The organism is Pseudomonas sp. NFPP04 (assembly GCF_900113815.1).
GTDB classification, from domain to species: domain Bacteria; phylum Pseudomonadota; class Gammaproteobacteria; order Pseudomonadales; family Pseudomonadaceae; genus Aquipseudomonas; species Aquipseudomonas extremorientalis.
Map to the genome: position 1 here is coordinate 290,412 of NZ_FOQS01000004.1, position 23,647 is coordinate 314,058.

A 23,647-nucleotide genomic window follows, 5' to 3' on the forward strand; every position below is an offset into this window, starting at 1 on the left:
GCCCTCACAGCTTCAGCACGAGGGTCGAGAGGACAATGAGCGAGACAAAAAACCGCGCCAGACTGGGGTGCCAGGTCCGGTCCAGCCAAGTGCGCACGACCCGCTCCAGCACACCGTAGACCAATGCCGCCGCTCCCACATACAGCAGGAACGGCGGCAGGTAGAGGTTGGCAATCGTGATTTCGCTCAGCATGGTTCAAGTCTCGTAACGGCCTTCAGGGTGAGGCCCTTGGTGAGCATGGTAGGGCGTGCCTGAAACGGCCGATATTGAGTATGCTGCCAGCCTATAATCAATTTCGGACAGTCGACGGGGGATTTGATGAACGAGACAACCCTGTACACGGTGGAGCAATTCGAACTCGACGACCTGGGTCAACCCGCCGTGGCGGTAATGCTGGGCGCACAGCGCAACGACGCAGAATACGCGGTGCACACCCATCGCAAAGGCCAGTTGGTGGTGGCCTATCACGGCGGCATCGTGTGTACGGTGGAGGATGGTGTATGGATGGTGCCTACAGGATTCGGCGTGTGGATTCCGGCGGGTATCGCTCACAGCAACCGCATCACCGCCAACGGCAAAGTCGGTTTTCTGTTCATAGAGCCCAATGCGGCTGCGTTGCCGCAAACCTGCTGCACGCTGGTGCTGTCGCCACTGATTCTCGAACTGATCCTGCACCTGAGCACCCTCGACCAGGACTATCCGGATCCGAGCGCGAGCGCACGCCTGGCCCGCGTGCTGCTTGAACAACTGGAGCAGGCCCCTTCGGAGCGACTGTACCTGCCCCTGCCCGCTTCGGCGCAGCTGCGCGTCATCGCCCGTCGTCTGGCCGAGGCTCCGGATAACCGCTGCACCATGGCGCAATGGGCGCAGCAGGTGGCGATGAGTGAGCGTTCCCTGGCGCGCCTGGTCAAGCGCGAAACCGGGCTGACCTTTGGCCAATGGCGCAAGCAATGGCAAATCATCGTGGCCTTGCAGAACCTGGCCGAGGGCGAGTCGGTGCAGCGTACCGCCGAGGCGCTGGGGTACGAGTCCGTCAGCTCGTTTATCAGCATGTTTCGCAAGACGCTGGGGTCGTCGCCAGCACGCTACATCCGCAGTACCCGACCGACGACGCCTGGCGCCATTGCCTGACCTGGCCCAATTCCTGCGTGCCTCCCCCCACCCCGTCGCTACTGACTACGCGGACGACTCTTTTGGGCCCCGCCGCCCAAGCACCTGCACCGATAATCGGGCATCCCCCCAGCTATCCCGAGGCCTTCCCCCATGACGAGCCCCTCCACCGAACAGGTCAGCCCGCAAACCCTGCGCAAGGTCATCATCGCCGCCGGCATCGGTAATTTCGTCGAGTGGTTTGACTTCGCCGTCTATGGCTTCCTCGCCACCACCATCGCCCAGCAATTCTTCCCCAGCGGTGACGCCAGCGCAGCGTTGCTCAAGACCTTCGCCGTGTTTGCCGTGGCGTTCGCGTTCCGGCCCCTGGGCGGTATTTTTTTCGGCATGCTCGGCGACCGCATCGGCCGCAAGCGCACCCTGGCCATGACCATCCTGTTGATGGCCGCTGCCACCACGTTGATCGGCCTGCTGCCCACCTACGCCGCCATCGGCGTCACGGCGCCGATTCTGTTGTCGCTGATCCGCTGTGCCCAGGGCTTCTCCGCCGGCGGTGAATACGCCGGTGCCTGTGCTTATCTGATGGAGCACGCGCCGAGTGACAAACGCGCCTGGTATGGCAGTTTCGTGCCGGTGTCGACGTTTTCCGCTTTCGCCGCCGCCGCCGTGGTGGCCTATGCCCTTGAGGCGTCATTGTCCGCCGAAGCCATGGGCAGTTGGGGCTGGCGCCTGCCGTTCGTGATTGCCGCGCCACTCGGCCTGGTGGGCCTTTACCTGCGCTGGAAGCTGGACGAGACGCCTGCCTTCCAGGCCGTGAAGGAAGAGCACGCCGTCGCCCACTCCCCGCTCAAGGAAACCTTGCGCAACCATGGTGCGGCGATCTGCTGCCTGGGCGCTTTTGTGTCACTGACGGCGTTGTCGTTTTATATGTTCACCACCTACTTCGCGACGTACCTGCAAGTAGCGGGCGGGTTGAACCGGGCGATGGCGCTACTGGTGTCGCTGATCGCGTTGATTTTCGCGGCGGCGATCTGCCCGCTGGCGGGGCTGTATTCGGACCGGGTCGGGCGGCGCGTCACGGTGATGACTGCCTGTGTATTGTTGATCGTGGTGGTATATCCGTCGTTCCTGATGGCCAGTTCCGGTTCGTTTGCGGCGTCGATTGTCGGCGTGATGTTGTTGGCGGTTGGGGCGGTGTTGTGCGGCGTGGTCACGGCGGCCTTGCTCTCGGAGACCTTCCCGACCCGTACGCGCTATACCGCTTCGGCGATCACCTACAACATGGCGTACACGATCTTCGGCGGCACCGCGCCGCTGGTGGCGACATGGTTGATCAGCACCACGGGCAGCAACCTGTCACCGGCGTTTTACCTGATTGCCGTGGCGTTGCTGGCACTGGCCGGTGGGTTGGCGTTGCCGGAGACGTCGCGGATTTCCTTGCACGACGTGGGTGGTGAGGAAACAAGCACCGCACCTTTGCTTTCACGGTAAACGGCAGGAGGGTGAACGCCGCTGGACGCAGGTAGGATCAGTTCGACACCTGCCTGCTGCCGCATCCAGACCTTCAACAGCGTTTTCTGCAGGCGCCGCAGTGAACCCTTTGGTGCGCATCTGCTAAACCGCCGCAGCCATGCGCGCTCTAGCCCCCCAGGCGAACGTCACGACCATCAGCAACCCCATGCCCGCCATCGCCGCGCCGGCCAGGGAAATCGCCGGGTAGCCCAGCCCTGCGTTGATCACTGCTCCCCCCACCGCTGCACCAATCGCGTTGCCGAAGTTGAAGGCGCCGATGTTCACGGCCGAGGCCAGGTTCGGCGCATCTTTGGCCGCTTCCATCACACGCATCTGCAACGGCGGCACAACGGCGAAGCTGGCGATACCCCAGATGAGGATGCTCACCGCTGCCGGTATCGGCCAACGCATCAGGAATGCAAAGGCCAGCAGGACCAGAATCAGTGCGCTCAGCGAGACGATCAGGGTCCGGTCGATCGAGCGATCTGCCGCCTTGCCACCCCATACATTGCCCAGGGTCAACCCGACGCCGAACAGCACCAGCATGGCCGTGATAAAGGGGGTAGACGCATGGGTCTCGTTGCTCAGGATCGGCGCGATGTAGGTAAACACGGTGAACATAGCACCGGAACCCACCACGGTCAGGGCCAGAGCCGCCAGTACCGAACCACGCCCCAGCACCTTGATTTCGGCCAGCACACCGTCGCTTTTCGGCAGCGGCAGGTCAGGCAGCGCGAACCACAGCGCGACCATGGTCACCAGGCCCAGTCCGCCAATGCCCCAGAACGCCGTACGCCAGCCAAGCAGTTCACCCAACCAGGTCGCCAGTGGCACCCCACCAATGGTCGCCAGGGTCAGGCCCATAAACATCGCGGCGACGGCTCCGGCGCGCTTGTCCGGCGCGACCACACTGGCCGCGACGATGGAACCGACACCAAAAAACGCGCCGTGGTTGAGCGAAGTGATGACGCGGGCAATCAACAGGTCGTAGTAGCCGGTTGCAAGCGCCGACATCACGTTACCCAGGGTGAAAATGGCCATAAGCCCGACCAGCAAGTGACGACGAGGAATCTTGCCAGTGGTCAAGATCATCAGTGGCGCACCGAGCATTACCCCCAGGGCGTAGGCGCTGACCAACAGCCCCGCAGTGGGAATCGAAACGCCCAGGTCATTGGCGATGGTGGGCAACATGCCCATGGGCGCGAACTCAGTGACGCCAATGCCAAAGGCACCGACAGCAAGGGCTACAAGGGGTGGATTGATACGCATGGAAGACTCCTCATTTATGCCGCAAATGCTACGATCAACGCTTTGACGGCACTAGACCGTTTAATTGGCAATCACCTTTGCGCGCGAGGCAAAAATGGATTTCAACGGCAGATCGGGTGAGATGGCGGTATTCGCAATGGTGGCGCAGGAAGGCAGCCTGTCGGCAGCAGCGCGGGCATTACGATTGACGCCCTCGGCCGTCAGCCGCGTCATCGCACGCACAGAACAACGCCTGGGCACCCGCCTGTTGATTCGCACGACCCGCGCCCTCGCCTTCACAGCCGAAGGCGAGGCGTACCTTCGCGGCGCCCGGCGCATCCTGGCCGACATGGCGGAAGTCGAAGAAGCCATCGCCGACCAGGGCGCGCCCAAAGGCCGGCTGCGGGTCAGTGCGGCCCTGGGCCACGGCCGCATGACCATCGTGCCGTTGGTGGCGGCGTTCAGCGCCCGCTACCCAAACATTGTGGTGGACCTGACCTTGGGCGACGAGGTGGTCGACATCCTCGGCGGCCAGGCTGACGTGGCAATCCGCTTTGGCGACCTGCCAGACAGCCCGCTGACAGCCCGGCGCATCGGCGACACCGGCCAGGTCCTGGTGGCATCGCCGGAGTACCTCGCGCAACACGGCACGCCTCTGGAACCCAACGACTTGCTGCGCCACAACTGCCTACGGTTCAACTTCCGCCGTGCCCAATCCGACTGGCCCTTCGCCCGCGACGGCAGGGAGTTTTCCCTGAAGATAAACGGCAATATCGAATGCAGCAGTGGCGAAGCCCTCGCTCAACTGGCGCGATTAGGCGCCGGGATCGCACGCATCGGCGAGTTCACGGTTGCACAAGACCTGCAACGCGGTGACCTGGTGCGCCTGCTGGAATCCTGGAATCCCGGCGACCGGGAGCCGATCCACGTGGTGTTTTTCGGCGGTGCGAGCATGCCGGCGCGGATCCGCGTGTTTGTGGACTTTTTGCTGGAGCATCACCGGCTATAAACGTGCAGGCTTGTGCAGCCGCTCAAGCACCTCGTCAGCCGCCTCGCGCCATGCCTGCGTCGCGCCATTGTTTCTCAACACCGCCAACCCGGCCGCCGTAAAGGTGCCCGGTGTCGCAATCGCGCTACCCAACGCTGCCAGACTCGCGGATGGCTGGTGGCGGGCGCTGGCCAGACAGTCTTGCAGGTTGCCCATCACCAGTTGGGCGGCCTGGTCTTTGGACAGGCCTTTGTCGGTAAACCACTGCTGAAGATCACTCAGGAAGAAATAGAACCAGCCGTTCATGCAGGCCGCGACAGTGGCCAGTTCGAACGCCTCTTCCTCGTCCAATACAACCAATGAACCGAGCGCGCCCAGCAGCGTTGCATGGGGTTCGCCACCGGGCGTGACCACCACGGTCGTCTGGTTGATCTGCGCGGCATAGGACAGCATGGCGCGCACCACACGCACCTGCGGGAACCGACGTTGAAGCTCGGCCAGCTTCAATCCCGCCACCAGCGACACCAGCGTTTGCTCAGGTCTGAGCTGCACTTCATTCGAAAGCTGATCGACCATCTCTGGGCGCACGCCCAGGACCAACAAGTCCGCCCCATCGACAACCTGTTGATTGTCAGCCATCACCTCACAGTCCCACTGTTCAGCGAGTTGCTGCGCACGTTGGTGGTTACGCGGGGACAGCAGCACCCGCCCGCCAAACTCGCTGCGCCGCAGGCCGATCACCACCTTTTCCGTCAGCTCACCGACGCCCAGGATTCCAATCTTCAGCACGCTGTCCGCTCCGATTAATTCTGTAGTCGAGTGCATCATAGGCACGATTGCTGTCTTCATGCAGGCAGGCGTTCACGCTACACTCGCCGCTCTTAACATCGGCCAGGAAGGCAAGCATGAGCACTCAAGGGAAAGACCGGCAAATCGACAACATCGAATTCAACGTCAGCGATATTGCCCGCAGCAAAGCCTTCTACGGCGGCGCGTTCGGCTGGACGTTTGTCGATTACGGCCCCACCTATACCGAGTTCAGCGATGGGCGTCTGACTGGCGGGTTCACCACGGGGGAGCCGGTTCGGCCGGGTGGGCCTCTGGTCATTTTGTACGCCGATGACCTCGAGGCCACGCAGCAGCGACTCAAAAGCCTGGGGGCTGTCATCACCCGCGAGACATTTTCGTTCCCTGGTGGACGCAGGTTCCACTTCACCGATCCGGATGGCTATGAACTGGCGGTTTGGAAGGCCGATCAATAGGCCTCGACCCGACGCTTAGGCGAAGGCATCAATCGTTCTCCCTCAAGACCCACCTTCACAGGCCCTTTATTGCAGGGTTCGCCATGGGCGGTTCGCAAATGTCCTGCCTTCCCGCGCCTGTCACACTCATTCCCGAGCCCGGTAAAGACTATGCAATGGAACTTCAGAAGATCAAAATCAGCACGTTCAAGGCCGGTTGCGTGATTGCCGTTCGCCAACCCGGCTTGTATTCATGGAGGAAAAATGCGGATCTACATCACCGGTGCATCGTGCGCGGGCGTCACCACGCTGGGTCGCAACCTCGCGATACGGCTCGGTATACGACACGTCGACGTTGATGATTTTTACTGGATGCCCACAAACCCTCCATTCACAACCAAGCGACCTCCCAACGACCGCGTTTCCTTGATGCAACAAGCACTCGGTGACGACGACTGGGTGCTGACCGGTTCGTGCATGATCTGGGGCGATGCGTTGATCGCCGATGCTGACTTGATTGTGTTTGTGGTCACACCCACGCCCGTTCGCCTCGAACGGTTGGCGGCCCGCGAAAAGGCCCGCTTTGGCGATCGGATCACACCCGGTGGTGATATGCATGCGATACACGCGGCCTTCCGGGAATGGGCTTCGCAATACGACGACCCGAATTTCTCAGGGCGCAACAGGGCGTGGCACGAAACATGGCTGTCACAGCAGACGGTACCGATTTTACGGATTGACGGGATGCGGGGTGCTGAACAGATGGCCGCTGAAGTCGCTAAGGTGGTGTCGCAAATGCCGAAACAGCTCAAAACATGAACGACTGAGGCTGTCCAACGACTTCCACTCCCCTTATCCTCACACCTCCCCGCACCCGCGAACCCGGAGCCGCCATGGACCTCGCCACCCTCGCCCTCTTTCTCCCCGGCGGTGGTGTTGCAGACGTCGGAGTTGTTGTTCTACGGGATCAAGATTCTGGGAGCGGCGTAACTGTTTTACCTGGCGTTGCAGTTGTGGCGCGCGAATCCCGAGGCTGAGGCGCAGGCGAGTACGGCCAAGGTCGGTTTGTGGGCATTGGCACGGCAGGAATCTTTAGTGGCGGCGGGCAAGCCAGGCGATGCTCAATATAAACTTGTATGACAGACTGCTTTCGACCCTTTACGGCCGTTGAAGTAGGCAATCGCCTGGCTTACATTCGCTTAAAACCCGGGTTAAATTATTTAAACCCTATCATTTATGCATGCGCTATCGACTCGATAGAAATTCTATTGTGTTGTCTCGTTCAGCTGTTGATTACTATCAAAAAACCAGCCTCCGCCTTAAAAAAGGTCATTTATCAGGACAATAAAATAAAAATTATAGTTATGGTTTTTTCTTCCGACACAGTACTCGCACCAAGCCTGATTGGATAACCAATTAATAATTATTGAGAGTCTTATGGACGCATTACGTAGAACCAAGCTTTCCTCGCGACTGATTTCTGCTTTTTTAGTGTGCGCAATGATCACCTTAGGAGTGGGATTCTTAGGGTATTCAGGTATCACTAAACAAAAAGATGCAATAGAAGGCATTGTAAGCAATAATTTAATTTCTGTTTATAATACAGCTAATGCCCGCGCAAGTGTTTTTTCGTACTCCAGATCTTTACACGCTGCTCTACTCTACAAGTACGCAAAAGAAGATCTTAAATTTGACACTGCTGTTCAATCCATGTCTGAAAACGAGAAAGAGGCTGACCGACTTTTCAAGGAGTACCGACAGACTCCTCTCGCTGATGACGAGCGTGCGGCAGGTGATCAGTTCGAAAAGAACTGGCCAGCCTATTTGCAGGATGCACGCACAGTAATCCAATTAGCTAAGGCAGGTGATATTGATGGCGCCACCAAGATTTTCCAGGAGAAAGTCTCGCCGGCATTCAAGGGAGTAAGTGATAATCTTCAAGTTATTGTTGCTTCCAACTATCGCCAAAGCGGTGAGGTAGCAGATGCAGCAAAGGCCGAGACAAAGAGTGCTTACTGGATATTGGGTATAGGTGTAATAATTGCCTTCCTAGCAGCCATCGCTTTGGGACTGATTATCACGCGTTCAATCACTCTTCCTCTATCCATCGCGTTGCGAAGCGCTGAGGAAGTGGCTGATGGTGACCTTTCTAAACACATTGTAATCAGTGGACGAGATGAAGTCGGTGTACTGCTGAGCGCACTCGATAAAATGCAGAATAACCTACGAACTACGGTAAGCGAAATTGGCAGCGCTGCTGACCAATTGGCCTCTGCATCTGAAGAGCTAAACGCGGTTACTGAAGAAAGCTCACGCGGCCTGACGCGGCAGAATGATGAGATTCAGCAAGCTGCGACGGCGGTGAACGAAATGACTGCAGCCGTGGATGAAGTCGCCAGAAATGCGGCGGGTGCCTCTGAAGCCTCAGAGCAAGCCAGCCGCAATGCTGTAGAAGGTCGTGATCAGGTACGCAGAGCTGTTAATTCAGTTGGATTGATGGCGGAGGAGATTTCAAATTCAACTGCCAAAGTTGAGGTGCTTGCCACCCGCATCAACGAGATCACTAAAGTTCTTGATGTGATCAGAGCCATTGCCGAGCAGACTAACCTCTTGGCCTTGAACGCAGCCATCGAAGCGGCCAGGGCGGGTGAGCAAGGGCGTGGGTTCGCTGTTGTAGCGGATGAGGTGCGCGCTCTTGCCCATAGGACCCAAGCATCGACGGCGGACATTGAATCGATGATGCAACAGGTGCGCTCTGGAGCTGATGAAGCCGTCTTCGCGATGAATAAAAGTAAAGAACTGGCAGCCGATACGCGGGCGCAGTCCGTGGAGGCTGGCCAGGCTCTTGAACGAATCACCGAGGGTGTTTCAACCATCAGTGAAAGGAACCTCGTGATCGCAAGTGCCGCTGAAGAACAGGCTCAGGTTGCACGTGAGGTTGATCGTAATCTGATAAACATTCAGGACCTTTCAACACAAACAGCGGCCGGAGCACATCAAACCAATGCTTCAAGCTACGAATTGTCGCGCTTGGCCACATCCTTTGGCGTGTTGATTAGTCGATTTAAAGTTTGAGTAATGAACGGTCCTTTCTGTTCCGCTCATACTCGTCTCGGATAAGCCCCACTAACCAGCAAATTGCTGCCTGTCGTAAAGGGCCGGTAGCGGTTGCTTGCATACGTCCGCTTATGGCCGACTGCTGCCCTTCGGCGGCAACCTAGAGGTAACCAGGCAACCACGGCTCCTGCTCGATTGCTGCAACGTCTCCAATGGCCAATAGACGCCACAATTCCAAGATCTTTGTCTCTGGAACGCCCTTCATGTGGCGAGGCTCTCCGGACTCTAGGTTTTCAAAAGTGACAGTTCGTGACAGGTTCACCGAAATGCACCAGTCAGCCTCGTCAGTCACCGAAACATCACCGTGTTCCTCATCTTCCGGGCCAGTTTTCAGTTCGGCAAGAAGCTCAGGGAACGTGTGTATGCCAGGGTTGGAGCTCATGGCGCCGTACCTGTGTGTGACGTGATAGCTCATGTTTACCTCAGAAAGTTAATTTGAGTCCAAAACGATGGCGCGCGAAGGACGGCTTCTGGCCGAAACCTGTCGCTACCTACAGGCGACGGACCAAAGCTGATCGAGCTTCGTCGTATAACTTTGGCTCATCAAATCGCGGCGCATGCCCCAATCAGAATCTGCCGGCACACAAGCCGAGCGCAACGCTCCCCTACCCCATCGCTAATTGATCTGGTCCATGACCGTCATCACCCCAGTCGCCTCCGCCGGCTGTGATAGAGCAAACAAATCATCGGTGTACTCTCCAGGCTGGCAGAGGTTCAGCAACATCACCTCAACCTTGCTGTACTTAAACCTAGTCGAAATATCCGATCAAGCGCACCCAGCGCCGCTTGAGTAAGCAGCCGCACGTCATCAGTGGGATATGGCATATCCACCACCACCCCATTGGCATACTTCGCCTCCTCCGGATTGAACATGCCAGTTCGGATGCACACGCGTACCTTCTTACACAGCGATTTCTGAGCGCGGAGCTTCTCAGAGGCACGCATCATGTAGGTGGCCACCGCCTCTCTTATTGGCGGCAGCTCTGTCAGCCTCATGCCGAACATGCGGCTGCAGCAGATCTCCTGCTTTGGAGGATCCGGCTCATCCAGTTCCAGGCAAGGCGTGCCGCCCAACTCCCTGGCAGTCTTCTCGATCACAATGCTGAACTTCTTACGGAGCGTCCACGGATCGGCCTTAGCCAGGTCCATAGCCGACTTGATACCCATGGCATCAAGATGGAGTTTCATCTTTCGACCGACACCCCACACTTCCGCCACGTCCGTATTGCGTAGCACCTGGGCACGAATCTGCCGGCCTAAGGCATCCAACTCACCAATACCAGTCAGGTCGGCGAACGCCTCGTCGATGCTGTACACCTCAACCGCCGGCACCATCGCCTCGATCAGGCTCATCACGCGTTCGCTCATGTCGCCGTACAGCGCATAGTTGGAGGAGAACGGGACAATCCCGTGCTGCTTGAGCTTGTGCTTGATCTGGAAATACGGCTCTAGACTAAGCAGTCCTGGACAATATGACCCTATGTGCGGCTTTGTGCGCCACCATACTCTTACAACCTTCCAGTTGCCCCCAAAAGCCAATGCCGCTTATAGTCCGCCCCGTCGCCCACATGGCGATCAGGTTTGGCGACCTGACTATCGGATGCAGAAGCACTGCGCTTTTTTGTAGAGGCTGTTGCACGCCTGCAAAGCTGTCTTAATGGCGGCTGTGCGCGGGAGACCTTCGGGTCTGCCGGGTTTTCCGATACCGGTTCGCCAACCTGCGTACAGCTGTCACCCTATCGTTTGGCGACGATTAAGTGACGGTTAATGACTGCACTTATCGGAGTTTTCAAAATGGAACGTTACATCCCTCTCACTGGAATCGATCTGGTCCCAGCCTCTCTGTTCATTGACTCAGAAGCGCCGCTCGATGTACTGCAAGCGATGGCAGATTACCGCATTCGCACCGTCACTCAGGTGTTGGAAAACATTGCCTTTCGCAGCGAGTTGGAAGCTGATTCCGTCGTGCTTTCTGACTTCGCGCAGTTGCTGGCTATCCCCTTGCGAGATGGCTGCGACCTGATGGATATCATTGGGCAACGCTTACGGGCTGAGGTTTGTACCACTGACGAAGTACCTGCAAGCCAAAGCTGAGTCGGCTCACACGCGTGGGTGCCATCGCAGCCCCCACGCGCACATTGTCCAACCACCCCACTCCCCCTTATCCTCACACCTCCCCGTCCGCCGCGAATCCGGAGCTGCCATGGACCTCGCCACCCTCGCCCTTTTCCTCCCCGCCTGCTTCGCCCTGAATATGGCGCCGGGCCCGAACAACCTGCTGTCCGTGAGCAACTCCACCCGCTACGGCTACCGCACTTCGTGCCTGGCGGGCATTGGCCGCTTGCTGGCCTTTGCCGGCATGATAGCCCTCGCCTCTGCAGGCTTGGCGGTGGTGCTGCAGACGTCGGAGCTGTTGTTCTACGGGATCAAGATTCTGGGAGCGGCGTATCTGTTTTACCTGGCGTTGCAGTTGTGGCGCGCGAATCCCGAGGCCGAGGCGCAGGCGGGTACGGCCAAGGTCGGTTTGTGGGCATTGGCACGGCAGGAATTTTTAGTGGCGGCGGGCAATCCGAAGGCGATCCTGATCTTCACCGCCTTCCTGCCGCAATTCGTGGTGCCCGGCGAGCCGATTACGCCGCAGTTCGCGCTGCTGGGCGCGCTGTTCCTGGGACTGGAGTGGATCGCCATCAGTGCCTACGCCTATATGGGCCTGCATATGCGGCGCTGGTTTGCCGAGCCTCGGGGCAAGCGGATCTTCAATTGCTGCTGCGCCGGGTTGTTGTCGGCGGCGGCGTCGGTGTTGTTGATGGCGCGCAGGGCCTGAACCATGACTCGCGACGAACTCGCTGCCTTTTACCAAGGCTATATCGACTGCCTGAACCGTCAGGATTGGGAGCACTTGGGTGACTTCGTGCATCCGGACGTGACCTACAACGGCGAAGTCGTCGGCCTCGCCGGCTACCGCGCCATGCTGGAGCGGGATTTTCGCGAGATACCGGACCTGGTGTTCCGCATCCAGCTGCTGGTGGCCGACCCACCGACCGTGGCCAGTCGCCTGAACTTCAAGGTCACGCCCAGGGGCGAGTTCTTCGGGTTGCCGATCAATGGACGCCAGGTGACGTTCGACGAAAATGTGTTCTATGAGGTGGTCGACGGCACGTTCGCCCACGTCTGGTCGGTGATCGACAAAGCGACCATCGCGCAGCAACTGGGCGGCTAAACTCCACAGGGCCATTCTCACGTGGAGACCGATCATGACCCACAAAAACACGCTCTGCCTCTGGTACAACGGCACCGCCCTTGAGGCCGCGACCTTCTATGCCCTGACCTTTCCGGACAGCCGGGTGAATGCCGTGCACCTGGCGCCCGGCGATTATCCGTCCGGCAAACAGGGCGATGTATTGACCGTGGACTTCACCGTCTTGGGCATCCCCTGCATCGGCCTCAACGGCGGGCCGATCTTCCCGCATACCGAGGCGTTTTCGTTCCAGGTGGCCACCGATGACCAGGCCGAAACCGACCGTTACTGGAACGCCATCGTCGGCAACGGCGGCCAGGAAAGCGCCTGCGGCTGGTGCAAGGACAAGTGGGGGCTGTCGTGGCAGATCACCCCACGTGTGCTGACCGATGCGGTGACCCACCCCGACCCGGCGACGGCAAAGCGCGCCTTTGACGCGATGATGACCATGAGAAAGATCGACATCGCGACGATTGAGGCGGCGATAGCGGCGGGCTAAGGCCGGGCATCCAGCATGGCGTTGGCCGCCAGGGCATGGACCTTGCGGGTGGGGTGCCATTCGTCCCAGTAATAATGCGCGTCGGGGTTGGCACACACCGGTTCAGCCTCCGGATAAGTGGCCTGGCACGGCGTATCGAGGTCGGTGAAACCATGGGCTGTCGGATTGGCGCGCAGTGTGTCGCTGAAAGCCAGGTGGTCGAAGTAGCTGACCTTCGCCGTACCGATCTGCGCCAGCACGGCCGGGAGTTTCTGCGCGAGCAACTGCTGGTATTTTTTCGCATTGTCGACCTGGTTGCCCTGCACCACCGCAGGCACATGGCTGAGGTCTGTGGTGCCCACCACCATCACATGCCGGGCACCCGCTGCCACCAGTTGCTCAGTGGCTTTGCGGATATTCGCCAGGCTCGATTCGCTCAGTGCCTCAAGGGTTTGCGAGTGGGAGAAGTCGGCCCACTCGAAAAAGTCATTGGCCGAGATGAAGATGAAGTACAGCGCCTTGGGGTCGGCCTTGTGGGACTTGGCAGCCTGCAAGTGCTCGGCGACCTGCCCCAATACGCCGGTGTCCTGGGAAGGCATCATCCAGGCGTAGTAATTGCCGTGGCCACTTTTGGCGCCGCCCACCGCGTAGTCGGTCAGCGGTGTGTGCAGAGCCTGGGCCAGGCCCTCGACGGCGGTCGGGCCGTTGCTCCAGCGCCCCTTCCAGTACAGCGGCCCAGGCAACGCCTGGGCGTCCTTGATGTGCTGTGCGGCGAGCTGTGTGGTGAGCGCTTCGCCCGCGCCGTTGTCGGAATAGCTGTCACCGAAGGCATACAGGTGATCGTAGGTCGAGGCGCCAAAGGCGGTCGAGGCGGACAGAGTCAGCAGAGCGGCCAAACACGCACGTCGGATCATTGCGTTTCTCCCGGAATGTCTGCACAGACTACCGGTTGGCGGCAACCACACAGGAACGATTGCGACGCGCACATATCCAGCGGCGGCCACATCACGGCTGTACAGCGACCACCCGGCTGGTTAGGCTTGGCGCCTGCAACATCCCGTTAAAGTTTCCGCTTCACCCGCCGTCACCCTGACATCCCCGAATGGACTCAACGAGGCTCTCGTGCGTTTTATCACTCCGCTTTTGCTGATCGGTGGCATCGCCACCCTGGCCGGTTGCGCCACCCAGAAAACCCAGGTCGAAACCATGCTCGCCGGCGCCCTCGCCCAGCCCCTGGTGGAAAACAGCATCGTGCGCGAAGGCGACGTGCTCAGCTTCGAGCTGTTGATGCCTGGCGATCCGGGCGCCCTGCGCCGCACGTTGCAAGTCGAGGCCGCCTGTTCCTCGCCGCAACTGCACCTGCTGTACCTGGACGGTTCGCAACGGGTCTACCCCGCCAGTGCCGGCCGCTACAGTTCGCCCCGCAGCTTGTCGCCGCAGTTGCGTGCAACCCTGGCCGCCAACCAGACCTTCGTCCGTGCCTGCGCGGAAACACCGAAGCCCGACTGGCGCCTGGTACAGACCAACGAGCGCGACAACCAGGTGCTGATCGACGCCAACAGTATCAAGAACGCCAACGGCGAAACGCGCTTCTGGGCCGCCTTCGACAACCCGACGGTGCTCAACGACCTGCCCTACAACGCCCCGTACGCGCAAAAACGCGAACACTTTGCGGTGTCGTGCAAAGGCGGCACTTACAAGCAGTTGGCCGGCTACGACATGGATGCCGACAACCGCGTCAGCGACGGCCGGGTCGACAGTTTCCCTACGCCGCAGAACATCGCTGGCAGCAATGCCGACTACGAATTGCTGTTCAACAAAATCTGCGTCAGCCCGGAAAAGATCGCCGCACTGCCCGCGTTCAAGCCGCGCATGAAAGCGCCGGCCACCATTGCCCTGACCTCGGTGCAACCGGCGGTGCTGGCGGCCATCGCCCAGTTGAACCTGGACAAGCCCACCCGCTCGTTCAAATACGTCCAGTTCGCGGGCACCAGCAACTACCGTGGCAAGACCAGCGATAACCAAAGCACGCAGTTCATCAGCCAGGACGCACCAAGCGGCCAGTTGGCCCTGGCCACCCGTGGCGACGGCTATGAGAGTCAGGCCGTGAGCTGGCGCAACCTGTTCCACCTGGTGTCCAAAGCCACCTACGGCGGTTCGGGCATGGCGGAAAGCTCGACCCTGACCCAACTGAGCTTCACCGGTAACTGGAAGGCCCTGCCCGTGGGCGAGACCGTCACCTACACCACCGTACGCTCCAGCCTCAACAGCCTGATCGGCAGCAGCACCAACACGCAGACCAACCGTTGCCAGGTCGAGCGTGAACTGCCGGCCAGCGAACTCAACGCGAAACTGGCGGGCAGCGCCAAGGCATTGTCCTGCCGAACCGACGACGACAAGTACAAGCGCGTCAACCACCTGTACTTCCTGACCGACTACGCCTACTTCTTTGAATCGAGCACCGACAAGAACGAGTTTTTCTACTCTGACTCGCGTATCGATAAATTCGAATAAGCCCCGTTGACACACTCTGCAATATTCCATGAAGATGGAGGCCTTGTTCAGGGTGTGTCAGCTTATGTCCGCAATGCCTTGCGTTAACCGTTCCGTCATTGGCTTGATTGCCAAGGCGCAAGGTTGCGTTGCGCACGCCCTCAAATCGAAGAAACAGTCGCTCATGTGACCGGGGCGCGCTGTCCCGTCAGATGAGCTGACAGGACATTGAGCGCGACGGTCTACTCTCCCTTGCACAATTGCCCCTGCCCTTCTGACGGTGACTCAAGCGGTCAATCATCAGGAGAAAGTGCATGTCATCGTTTCAAGGTATCTGGGTTCCCGTGGTCACGCCGTTCCATGACGGCGCCATTGATTTCATTGGCCTGCACCGCCTGGTCAACCACCTGCTGGAAAAACACGTGGCCGGGATCATGGTGTGCACCACCACCGGCGAAGCGGCGTCGCTGAGTCGGCAGGAACAATTGGCGGTGCTCGATGCGGTGTTGCAATGGGTGCCGGCGCACCGCGTGGTGATGGGCCTGGCGGGCTATAACCAGATTGAGCTGCTGCACTTTCAGCGTGAAATCCTGCAACGCCCGGTGGCTGGGCTTTTGGTGCCGGCGCCGAGTTACATCCGCCCGTCCCAGGCCGGCCTGGAAGCGTTCTTCCGCACCGTGGCCGATGCCTCCAGCGTGCCGATCATTCTGTACGACATTCCCTACCGCACCGGCGCCACGTTCGAGCAGGCCACCTTGCTCAACATCGTCGCCCACGAACGCATCGTGGCGATCAAGGACTGTGGCGGCAACCTGGACAATACCCTCGCGCTGCTGGCCAGCGGTGAGGTGGATGTGTTGTGTGGCGAAGACCTGCAGATCTTCAACGCGCTGTGCCTGGGCGCGACGGGCGCGATTGCAGCCTCGGCGCACGTCAACACGGAACAGTTCGTGACGCTTTGCCAGCAGGTACGCGACAACCAGTTGGCCGACGCGCGGGCAACGTTCATGCAGTTGGTGCCGCTGATCAACACGCTGTTCATGGAGCCCAACCCGGCACCGGTGAAAGCCGCCCTGGCCCTGCAAGGCTTGATCGGCAGCGAGTTGCGCGCACCGATGCAGGCAGCCAGCGTGGCAGTTGTCGCCCGTTTGCAGCAGGTGCAGAACCTGCTCGGCTAATGCGCCAAAAACAGACAACGAGCGGACCGTCCGGTTGCGACCGGACCGATCCCGGCCTATCGTCGAACCCAGGCTTTGCCTTTTGCTGTCCAACCCATCCGTATTCAGGTGACGACATGCCCACGCTGCCCCGCCCCGCCGTGCTCGAACTGATCGGCAACACGCCGCTGGTTCGGGTCAGCCGGTTCGATACCGGCCCTTGCACGCTGTTTCTCAAACTCGAATCCCAGAACCCCGGTGGCTCCATCAAGGACCGCATCGGCCTGGCCATGATCGACGCCGCCGAACGCGATGGCCGCCTGCGCCCCGGTGGCACCATCATCGAAGCCACCGCCGGCAACACCGGCCTGGGCCTGGCGCTGGTCGGCCGGGCCAAGGGCTATCGGGTGGTACTGGTGGTGCCCGACAAGATGTCCACGGAAAAAGTACTGCACCTCAAGGCCATGGGCGCGGAGGTGCATATCACCCGCTCCGATGTGGGCAAGGGCCATCCCGAGTATTACCAGGACGTGGCCGCACGCCTGGCCAGGGATATTCCGGATTCGTTCTTCGCCGACCAGTTCAACAACCCCGCCAACCCCCTGGCGCACGAAACCAGCACCGCGCCGGAGATCTGGGCACAAACCCAGCACGATGTGGATGCGATCGTGGTGGGCGTCGGCTCGGCCGGCACCCTCACCGGCCTGACGCGCTTCTTCAAGCGCGTGCAACCGGCACTGCAAATGGTGCTCGCCGACCCGGTGGGTTCGGTGATGGCCGAGTACAGCCGCAGCGGCAAGCTGGAAACGCCAGGCTCCTGGGCGGTAGAAGGCATCGGCGAAGACTTCATCCCGTCGATTGCCGACCTGTCCAGCGTGCGCCACGCCTATTCCATCAGCGATGAGGAGAGCTTCGATCACGCCCGGCAGTTGCTCAAGGCCGAGGGCATTCTCGGCGGTTCCTCCACCGGCACCCTGCTCGCCGCCGCCCTGCGTTATTGCCGCGAACAGACCACGCCCAAGCGTGTGGTCACCTTTGTCTGCGACACCGGCACGCGCTACCTGTCGAAGGTCTACAACGACCAATGGATGACCGACGCCGGCCTGTTGCACTACAAACACTACGGCGACCTGCGCGACCTGATTGCGCGGCGCTTCGAGGACGGCCGCGTGATCAGCGTGAGCCCCGACGACACCCTGCTCACCGCGTTCCAGCGCATGCGCCTGGCGGATGTCTCGCAACTACCGGTACTGGTGGACGGCCAGCAACTGGTCGGTGTGATCGACGAATCCGATATCCTGCTCGGCCTGCACCAGGACGCCAGCCACTTCACCCTGAACGTCGCCAGCGCCATGACCACGTCCCTGCAAACCCTGGCCCCCAGCGCCAGCCTCGCGCAATTGCAAGCGGAGCTGGATCGCGGCCTGGTTGCCATCATTGCCGACGCGTCGGGCTTCCATGGCCTGATCACCCGCGTCGACCTGCTCAACCACCTACGGAGATCCCTTGCATGAGTCAGTCCGATAAAAGTGCGTTTGCCACCCGCGTGATCCATGCCGGGCAATCTCCCGACCCAACCACCGGCGCGCTGATGCCGCCGATCTATGCCAACTCCACCTACCTGCAAGACAGCCCCGGCGTGCACAAGGGCTTTGACTATGGTCGCTCCCACAACCCTACGCGGTTTGCCCTGGAACGCTGCGTGGCCGACCTGGAAGGCGGCAGCCAGGCGTTTGCCTTTGCCTCCGGGCTGGCGGCGATTTCGACGGTGTTGGAGTTGTTGGACGCCGGCGCCCATGTCGTGTCCGGCAATGATTTGTACGGCGGCACCTTCCGCCTGTTCGACAAGGTGCGCCAACGCAGCGCCGGGCACCGCTTCAGCTTTGTCGACCTGAGTGACCTGTCGGCCTTTGAAGCGAGTCTGCAGGACGACACGCGCATGGTCTGGGTCGAAACCCCGAGCAACCCGCTGCTGAGCCTCACCGACCTCAGCGCCATCGCACGCATCTGCCGCGCTCGCGGGATCATCTGCGTGGCCGACAACACCTTCGCCAGCCCGTGGATCCAGCGCCCGCTGGAGCTGGGCTTTGATGTGGTGGTGCACTCCACCACCAAATACCTCAACGGCCATTCCGATGTGATCGGCGGCATTGCCATCGTCGGCGACAACCCCGAACTGGCCGAACGCCTGGGCTTTTTGCAGAACTCGGTCGGCGCCATTGCCGGGCCCTTCGACGCCTTCCTCACCCTGCGTGGCGTGAAAACCCTGGCCCTGCGCATGGAGCGCCATTGCAGCAACGCCCTCGACCTGGCCACCTGGCTGGACCAACAGCCGCAAGTGGCGCGGGTTTACTACCCGGGCCTCGCGTCCCACCCGCAGCATGAACTGGCGCGCAAACAGATGCGGGGGTTTGGCGGGATGATTTCAATCGACCTGAACAGCGACCTGGCCGGCGCCAGGCGCTTCCTGGAAAACGTCAGGATCTTCGCCCTGGCCGAAAGCCTGGGTGGTGTGGAAAGCCTGATCGAACACCCGGCGATCATGACCCACGCCAGCATCCCGGCGGCGACGCGGGCGCAGCTGGGGATTGGCGATGGGTTGGTGCGGTTGTCGGTGGGGGTTGAGGATGTGGAGGATCTGCGTGCGGACCTGGCGCAGGCCCTGGCGCTCATATAAACAGCTTGCCTTGATCTATGTGGCGAGCAGCCTGGTTGTGGCGAGCGGGCTTGCCCCGCGTTGGGTGGCGAAGCCGCCCCAATAAAAACGCCGCATTCTTTCAGGCAGAATGCGGCGTCTGGTTTTAGGGCTGCTTCGCAGCCCAACGCGGGGCAAGCCCGCTCACCACAACAGGCCCGCTCGCCACAACAAGCCTGCTCACCACAGCACACCTGCTCAGCACAGAAAGCCAGATAGGCGTCAGGCGGAGGTGATGTTGGCCCGCGCCGCATGCAGCTTCTTGTAGCTGTCGATCAAGCGCAGATGCCGGTCCAACCCTTCCAGCTTCATGCTGGTCGGCGTCAGGCCATAAAAGCGCACATCGCCCTTCACCGAGCCAATCACCGCATCCATCCGCTCATCGCCAAACATGCGGCGGAAGTTGGCTTCGTAGTCGGCCAGTTCCAGGTCGTCGTCCAGTTCCATCTCCAGCACCGCATTCATCGCCTGGTAGAACAGGCCGCGCTCGACGGTGTTGTCGTTATATTGCAGGAACATCTCCACGCACTCCTTGGCCTCTTCATATTGTTGCAAGGCCAGGAAGATCAGCAGTTTCAGTTCCAGGATGGTCAGTTGGCCCCAGGCGGTGTTGTCGTCGAATTCGATGCCGATCAGGGTGGTGATATCCGTGTAGTCGTCCAGCTCGCTTTCGATCAGGCGCTCGACCAACGCCTGCAATTCTTCCTCGTCGAGGCGGTGCAGGTTGAGGATGTCCTCGCGGAAAAACAGCGCCTTGTTGGTGTTGTCCCAGATCAGGTCATCCACCGGGTAGATTTCCGAGTAGTCCGGCACCAGGATGCGGCAGGCGGTGGCGCCGAGGTGTTCGTACACGGCCATGTAGGACTCTTTGCCCATGCCTTCGAGAATGCCGAACAGGGTCGCGGCTTCCTGGGCATTCGAGTCTGCGCCTTCGCCGGTGAAGTCCCACTCGACGAATTCGTAATCCGACTGGGCACTGAAGAAGCGCCACGACACCACGCCGCTGGAGTCGATGAAGTGCTCGACAAAGTTGTTGGGTTCGGTCACCGCCTGGCCTTCGAAGGTCGGCGCCGGCAAGTCGTTCAGGCCTTCGAAGCTGCGGCCTTGCAGCAGTTCGGTAAGGCTGCGCTCCAGGGCCACTTCCAGGCTTGGGTGGGCGCCGAAGGACGCAAACACGCCGCCGGTGCGCGGGTTCATCAGGGTCACGCACATCACCGGGAATTCGCCGCCCAGGGAGGCGTCTTTGACCAACACCGGGAAGCCCTGGGCTTCGAGACCCTGGATGCCGGCGAGGATGCCGGGGTACTTGGCCAGCACCTGCGCCGGTACATCCGGCAAGGCGAACTCGCCTTCGATGATTTCACGCTTCACGGCACGCTCGAAGATCTCCGACAGGCACTGCACCTGGGCTTCGGCCAGGGTGTTGCCGGCGCTCATGCCGTTGCTGAGGTAGAGGTTCTCGATCAGGTTGGACGGGAAGTACACCACTTCGCCATCCGACTGGCGCACGAACGGCAGCGAAACGATGCCGCGTTGTTCATTGCCGGAGTTGGTATCGAACAGGTGCGAACCGCGCAGTTCGCCGTCGCGGTTGTAGATTTTCAGGCAGTAGGCATCGAGGATCTCGCTCGGCAGCTCGTCGTTGGGGCCTGGCTGGAACCAGCGCTCATCCGGGTAATGCACGAACGGCGCGTTGGCCAGTTCCTCGCCCCAGAACTGATCGTTGTAGAAGAAATTGCAGTTGAGCCGCTCGATGAACTCGCCCAAGGCCGACGCCAGGGCGCCCTCCTTCGTCGCACCCTTGCCGTTGGTGAAGCACATCGGCGAATGCGCATCGCGGATGTGCAACGACCAGACGTTAGGCACGATATTGCGCCACGACGCGATCTCGATCTTCATGCCAAGGCCTGCGAGGATGCCGGACATGTTGGCGATGGTCTGTTCCAGCGGCAGGTCTTTGCCGGCGATGTAGGTGCCGCCCTCGGAAGTCGAATTCGGCATCAGCAACGCCTGGGCATCGGCGTCGAGGTTCTCGACTTCTTCGATGACAAACTCAGGCCCGGCCTGTACCACTTTCTTGACGGTGCAGCGGTCGATGGAACGCAAAATGCCCTGGCGGTCCTTCTCGGAGATGTCCGCCGGCAACTCGACCTGGATCTTGAAGATCTGGTTGTAGCGGTTTTCCGGGTCGACGATGTTGTTCTGCGACAGGCGAATATTGTCGGTGGGGATATTGCGCGTCTGGCAGTACAACTTCACGAAGTACGCCGCGCACAGCGCTGACGACGCCAGGAAGTAATCGAACGGCCCCGGTGCCGAGCCATCGCCTTTGTAGCGAATGGGCTGGTCGGCAATCACCGTGAAGTCATCGAACTTGGCTTCAAGCCGGAGGTTGTCGAGAAAGTTGACCTTGATTTCCATGGGGGGCACACCAGAATAACGGCTAAACAAAAATGGCCGCCATTATGAGGGGTTTCACCGCGAAGTTTCAGGCTTTTGACCAATGGCTGGCGAATTGGCCAATGTGGATTAACCTTTTTGCGTTTGGCGCCGATGGACTGAGGGCAACCAGGGAGTAGTCGGAATGCGCAATAACCAGCCCGTAACACAGCGTGAGATTTCCCTCGCGCCTTCGCAAAAACTCATCTCCGCCACGGATGTCCGAGGGGTCATCACTTACTGCAACGACGCCTTTGTCGACATCAGCGGCTTTGAACGCGCCGACCTGATCGGCGCGCCGCAGAACATCGTGCGCCATCCGGATGTGCCACCCGCCGTGTTTGCGCACATGTGGGGTGCGCTCAAGCAAGGCCTGCCGTGGATGGGCATCGTCAAGAACCGCTCGAAAAACGGCGATCACTATTGGGTCAACGCCTACGTCACGCCGATCTTCGATGGCAGCCAGGTCGTCGGTTTCGAGTCGGTGCGGGTCAAGCCCACGGCCGATGAAATCCGCCGGGCCCAGGCCCTGTATCAACGGATCAGCCAAGGCAAACCGGCCGTCCCGCGCCAGGACGCCTGGCTGCCGGCCGCACTCGGTTGCGTGCCTTACGTGGCCACCGCAGTGGCCGGCAGCCTCGCCGGTCTGTTCCTCGACGCGCCGCTCGCAATTGCCGTGGCCGTCGCCGTCGCGGTGCCGGTGGGCGTGCTCTGCTCACGCTGGCGCCAAGGCAGCACACTGCGCCTGCTGCAGGGCGTAGAACCTTCGACTTCGGACGCCTTGATCGCCCAGATGTACAGCGACGCCAGCGGGCCACAGGCACGCCTGGAAACTGCGTTCCAAAGCCAGGCCGCGCGCCTGAAAACCTGCCTCACGCGCCTGCAGGACAGTGCCGAACAATTGAGCGCCCTGGCCGGGCAATCCGATCAGTTGGCCACCGCCAGCTCCAAGGGCCTGGACCGCCAGCGCGTCGAAACCGAACAGGTCTCGGCCGCCGTCAACCAAATGGCCGCCACTACCCAGGAAGTCGCCAGCCACGTCCAGCGCACGGCGGATGCCACCCAGCAAGCCAATGTGCTGACCGGGCGCGGCCGTGAAGTGGCACGGGACACCCGTGAGGCCATCGAACGTTTGTCCAGCGTGGTCAGCAAAACCGGCGCGACCGTAGCGCAACTGGCGCGGGACAGCGACGAAATCGGCAGCGTGGTGGACGTGATCAAGGCCATTGCCGACCAGACCAATCTGCTGGCCCTCAACGCCGCCATCGAAGCAGCGCGGGCCGGTGAGCAAGGCCGTGGCTTTGCTGTGGTCGCCGATGAAGTGCGCCAACTGGCACAGCGCACGTCCCAGTCCACCACCCAGATCCACGGGCTGATTACCCAATTGCAGGCGTCGTCCAACAACGCCGTGCAAAGCATGGAGAACGGTCAACGCCAGGCCCAGGAAGGCGTGGCCTGGGTACTCGAAGCCGACCAGGCCCTGGTGGGTATCAGCGAGGCGGTGTCGCATATCACCGACATGACTACCCAGATCGCTGCCGCCACCGAGGAACAGAGCGCGGTAGCCGAAGAGATCAGCCGCAACATCACCACCATCGCCGAACTGGCCGACCAGACGTCGACCCAGGCCCGTCAATCCACGGACCTGAGCAAGGAACTGACGAACACTGCGTCCACCCAGTATGCGTTGGTGGAGCGGTTCAACCGCTGAGCCTTCGCTGAACGCCTGGCTAGCCGGTTTGTTGTGGCTAGCCGGTGTCCTGTAGCTAACCGGTGACCTGTGGCGAGCGGGCTTGCCCCGCGTTGGGCTGCATAGCAGCCCCATCAATGAGAGCTGCGATGTGTCAGGTATTCCTCAGTGTCTGGTTTTGGGGCTGCTACGCAGCCCAACGCGGGGCAAGCCCGCTCGCCACAACAAGCCCGCTCGCCA

General features: G+C 60.6%; 21 protein-coding genes and 3 pseudogenes. 17 read left to right on the forward strand and 7 right to left on the reverse strand.

Annotation, left to right across the window (positions count from 1 at the left end; genetic code table 11):
• Nucleotides 1-4: 4 nt before the first annotated feature.
• Entirely contained in the window at nt 5-193 is a 189-nt protein-coding gene (locus BM017_RS11090) for a DUF1656 domain-containing protein (protein ID WP_092243940.1), read from the reverse strand.
• Nucleotides 194-319: 126 nt separating this feature from the next.
• On the opposite strand from BM017_RS11090, the gene BM017_RS11095 reads away from it, so the two are divergent.
• Nucleotides 320-1,132, forward strand: coding sequence for an AraC family transcriptional regulator (locus tag BM017_RS11095; protein ID WP_092243943.1), 813 nt, complete (start codon nt 320-322; stop codon nt 1,130-1,132).
• Between the two features lie 132 nt (nt 1,133-1,264).
• Nucleotides 1,265-2,602, forward strand: a complete 1,338-nt coding sequence (locus tag BM017_RS11100) for an MFS transporter (RefSeq protein ID WP_092243946.1) — start codon at nt 1,265-1,267, stop codon at nt 2,600-2,602.
• A gap of 123 nt (nt 2,603-2,725) precedes the next feature.
• Here BM017_RS11100 and BM017_RS11105 read toward each other — a convergent pair whose 3' ends face one another.
• Entirely contained in the window at nt 2,726-3,892 is a 1,167-nt protein-coding gene (locus BM017_RS11105) for an MFS transporter (RefSeq protein WP_092243949.1), read from the reverse strand.
• A 94-nt stretch (nt 3,893-3,986) separates the two neighbouring features.
• Between BM017_RS11105 and BM017_RS11110 the strand changes: the two genes are divergently transcribed.
• Nucleotides 3,987-4,880, forward strand: a complete 894-nt coding sequence (locus BM017_RS11110; RefSeq protein ID WP_092244419.1) for a LysR family transcriptional regulator — start codon at nt 3,987-3,989, stop codon at nt 4,878-4,880.
• Here the strand turns inward: BM017_RS11110 and BM017_RS11115 are convergent.
• Nucleotides 4,875-5,648, reverse strand: coding sequence for an NAD(P)-binding domain-containing protein (locus BM017_RS11115; protein ID WP_092243952.1), 774 nt, complete (start codon nt 5,646-5,648; stop codon nt 4,875-4,877). The two genes, BM017_RS11110 and BM017_RS11115, sit on opposite strands and share 6 nt — an antisense overlap.
• Nucleotides 5,649-5,764: 116 nt before the next feature.
• Between BM017_RS11115 and BM017_RS11120 the strand changes: the two genes are divergently transcribed.
• The 5 genes and pseudogenes from BM017_RS11120 to BM017_RS29615 all read left to right on the forward strand — a co-directional run bounded on the left by BM017_RS11120 (nt 5,765) and on the right by BM017_RS29615 (nt 9,175).
• Nucleotides 5,765-6,121 carry a VOC family protein gene (locus BM017_RS11120; protein WP_092243954.1) on the forward strand — a complete coding sequence of 119 codons (357 nt, stop codon included), beginning with the start codon at nt 5,765-5,767 and terminating at the stop codon, nt 6,119-6,121.
• 243 nt (nt 6,122-6,364) lie between these two features.
• Entirely contained in the window at nt 6,365-6,919 is a 555-nt protein-coding gene (locus BM017_RS11130) for an ATP-binding protein (RefSeq protein WP_092243960.1), read from the forward strand.
• Between the two features lie 108 nt (nt 6,920-7,027).
• A pseudogene (locus tag BM017_RS11135) lies at nt 7,028-7,213 on the forward strand (LysE family translocator); the annotation flags it as partial.
• A gap of 324 nt (nt 7,214-7,537) precedes the next feature.
• Nucleotides 7,538-8,320 (forward strand): annotated as a pseudogene (locus BM017_RS29610) (MCP four helix bundle domain-containing protein); the annotation flags it as partial.
• A complete protein-coding gene (locus BM017_RS29615; RefSeq protein ID WP_371914596.1) occupies nt 8,312-9,175 on the forward strand; it encodes a methyl-accepting chemotaxis protein in 864 nt (287 codons plus the stop codon). The pseudogene BM017_RS29610 and the gene BM017_RS29615, both read left to right, overlap by 9 nt.
• Nucleotides 9,176-9,317: 142 nt before the next feature.
• Here the strand turns inward: BM017_RS29615 and BM017_RS11145 are convergent, their stop codons facing one another.
• Nucleotides 9,318-9,599 (reverse strand): hypothetical protein, encoded by a 282-nt coding sequence (locus tag BM017_RS11145; protein WP_139216852.1) that lies wholly within the window; start codon nt 9,597-9,599, stop codon nt 9,318-9,320.
• 105 nt (nt 9,600-9,704) lie between these two features.
• Nucleotides 9,705-10,666, reverse strand: a pseudogene (locus tag BM017_RS29335) (DUF4113 domain-containing protein); the annotation flags it as partial.
• Nucleotides 10,667-11,011: 345 nt separating this feature from the next.
• Here BM017_RS29335 and BM017_RS11160 point away from each other — a divergent pair.
• From BM017_RS11160 to BM017_RS11175, 4 genes are all read left to right on the forward strand, one after another.
• Entirely contained in the window at nt 11,012-11,311 is a 300-nt protein-coding gene (locus BM017_RS11160; RefSeq protein WP_071488133.1) for a hypothetical protein, read from the forward strand.
• Nucleotides 11,312-11,420: 109 nt separating this feature from the next.
• A complete protein-coding gene (locus BM017_RS11165) occupies nt 11,421-12,041 on the forward strand; it encodes a LysE family translocator (RefSeq protein ID WP_092243966.1) in 621 nt (206 codons plus the stop codon).
• Between the two features lie 3 nt (nt 12,042-12,044).
• On the forward strand, nt 12,045-12,437 hold the full coding sequence (locus BM017_RS11170; protein WP_071488131.1) for an ester cyclase: 393 nt from the start codon (nt 12,045-12,047) through the stop codon (nt 12,435-12,437).
• Nucleotides 12,438-12,471: 34 nt separating this feature from the next.
• Nucleotides 12,472-12,954, forward strand: coding sequence for a VOC family protein (locus BM017_RS11175; RefSeq protein ID WP_092243970.1), 483 nt, complete (start codon nt 12,472-12,474; stop codon nt 12,952-12,954).
• On the opposite strand, the gene BM017_RS11180 is transcribed toward BM017_RS11175, so the two are convergent.
• Nucleotides 12,951-13,847, reverse strand: a complete 897-nt coding sequence (locus tag BM017_RS11180) for an SGNH/GDSL hydrolase family protein (RefSeq protein WP_092243973.1) — start codon at nt 13,845-13,847, stop codon at nt 12,951-12,953. The two genes, BM017_RS11175 and BM017_RS11180, sit on opposite strands and share 4 nt — an antisense overlap.
• 208 nt (nt 13,848-14,055) lie before the next feature.
• On the opposite strand from BM017_RS11180, the gene BM017_RS11185 reads away from it, so the two are divergent.
• The 4 genes from BM017_RS11185 to BM017_RS11200 all read left to right on the forward strand — a co-directional run bounded on the left by BM017_RS11185 (nt 14,056) and on the right by BM017_RS11200 (nt 19,260).
• Nucleotides 14,056-15,447 carry a hypothetical protein gene (locus BM017_RS11185; protein ID WP_092243976.1) on the forward strand — a complete coding sequence of 464 codons (1,392 nt, stop codon included), beginning with the start codon at nt 14,056-14,058 and terminating at the stop codon, nt 15,445-15,447.
• Between the two features lie 293 nt (nt 15,448-15,740).
• Entirely contained in the window at nt 15,741-16,604 is an 864-nt protein-coding gene (gene dapA, locus BM017_RS11190; protein WP_092243979.1) for a 4-hydroxy-tetrahydrodipicolinate synthase, read from the forward strand.
• Nucleotides 16,605-16,720: 116 nt separating this feature from the next.
• Nucleotides 16,721-18,097 carry a pyridoxal-phosphate dependent enzyme gene (locus BM017_RS11195; RefSeq protein WP_092243982.1) on the forward strand — a complete coding sequence of 459 codons (1,377 nt, stop codon included), beginning with the start codon at nt 16,721-16,723 and terminating at the stop codon, nt 18,095-18,097.
• Nucleotides 18,094-19,260 carry a cystathionine gamma-synthase gene (locus BM017_RS11200; RefSeq protein ID WP_092243985.1) on the forward strand — a complete coding sequence of 389 codons (1,167 nt, stop codon included), beginning with the start codon at nt 18,094-18,096 and terminating at the stop codon, nt 19,258-19,260. Before BM017_RS11195 ends, BM017_RS11200 begins: the two co-directional genes overlap by 4 nt.
• A gap of 240 nt (nt 19,261-19,500) precedes the next feature.
• Here BM017_RS11200 and BM017_RS11210 read toward each other — a convergent pair whose 3' ends face one another.
• The gene (locus BM017_RS11210; RefSeq protein WP_092243988.1) at nt 19,501-21,699 is read right to left on the reverse strand and encodes an OsmC domain/YcaO domain-containing protein; all 2,199 of its coding nucleotides are present in this window, start codon (nt 21,697-21,699) and stop codon (nt 19,501-19,503) included.
• Between the two features lie 223 nt (nt 21,700-21,922).
• Between BM017_RS11210 and BM017_RS11215 the strand changes: the two genes are divergently transcribed.
• A complete protein-coding gene (locus BM017_RS11215) occupies nt 21,923-23,428 on the forward strand; it encodes a methyl-accepting chemotaxis protein (RefSeq protein WP_371914597.1) in 1,506 nt (501 codons plus the stop codon).
• Nucleotides 23,429-23,647: the final 219 nt, after the last annotated feature.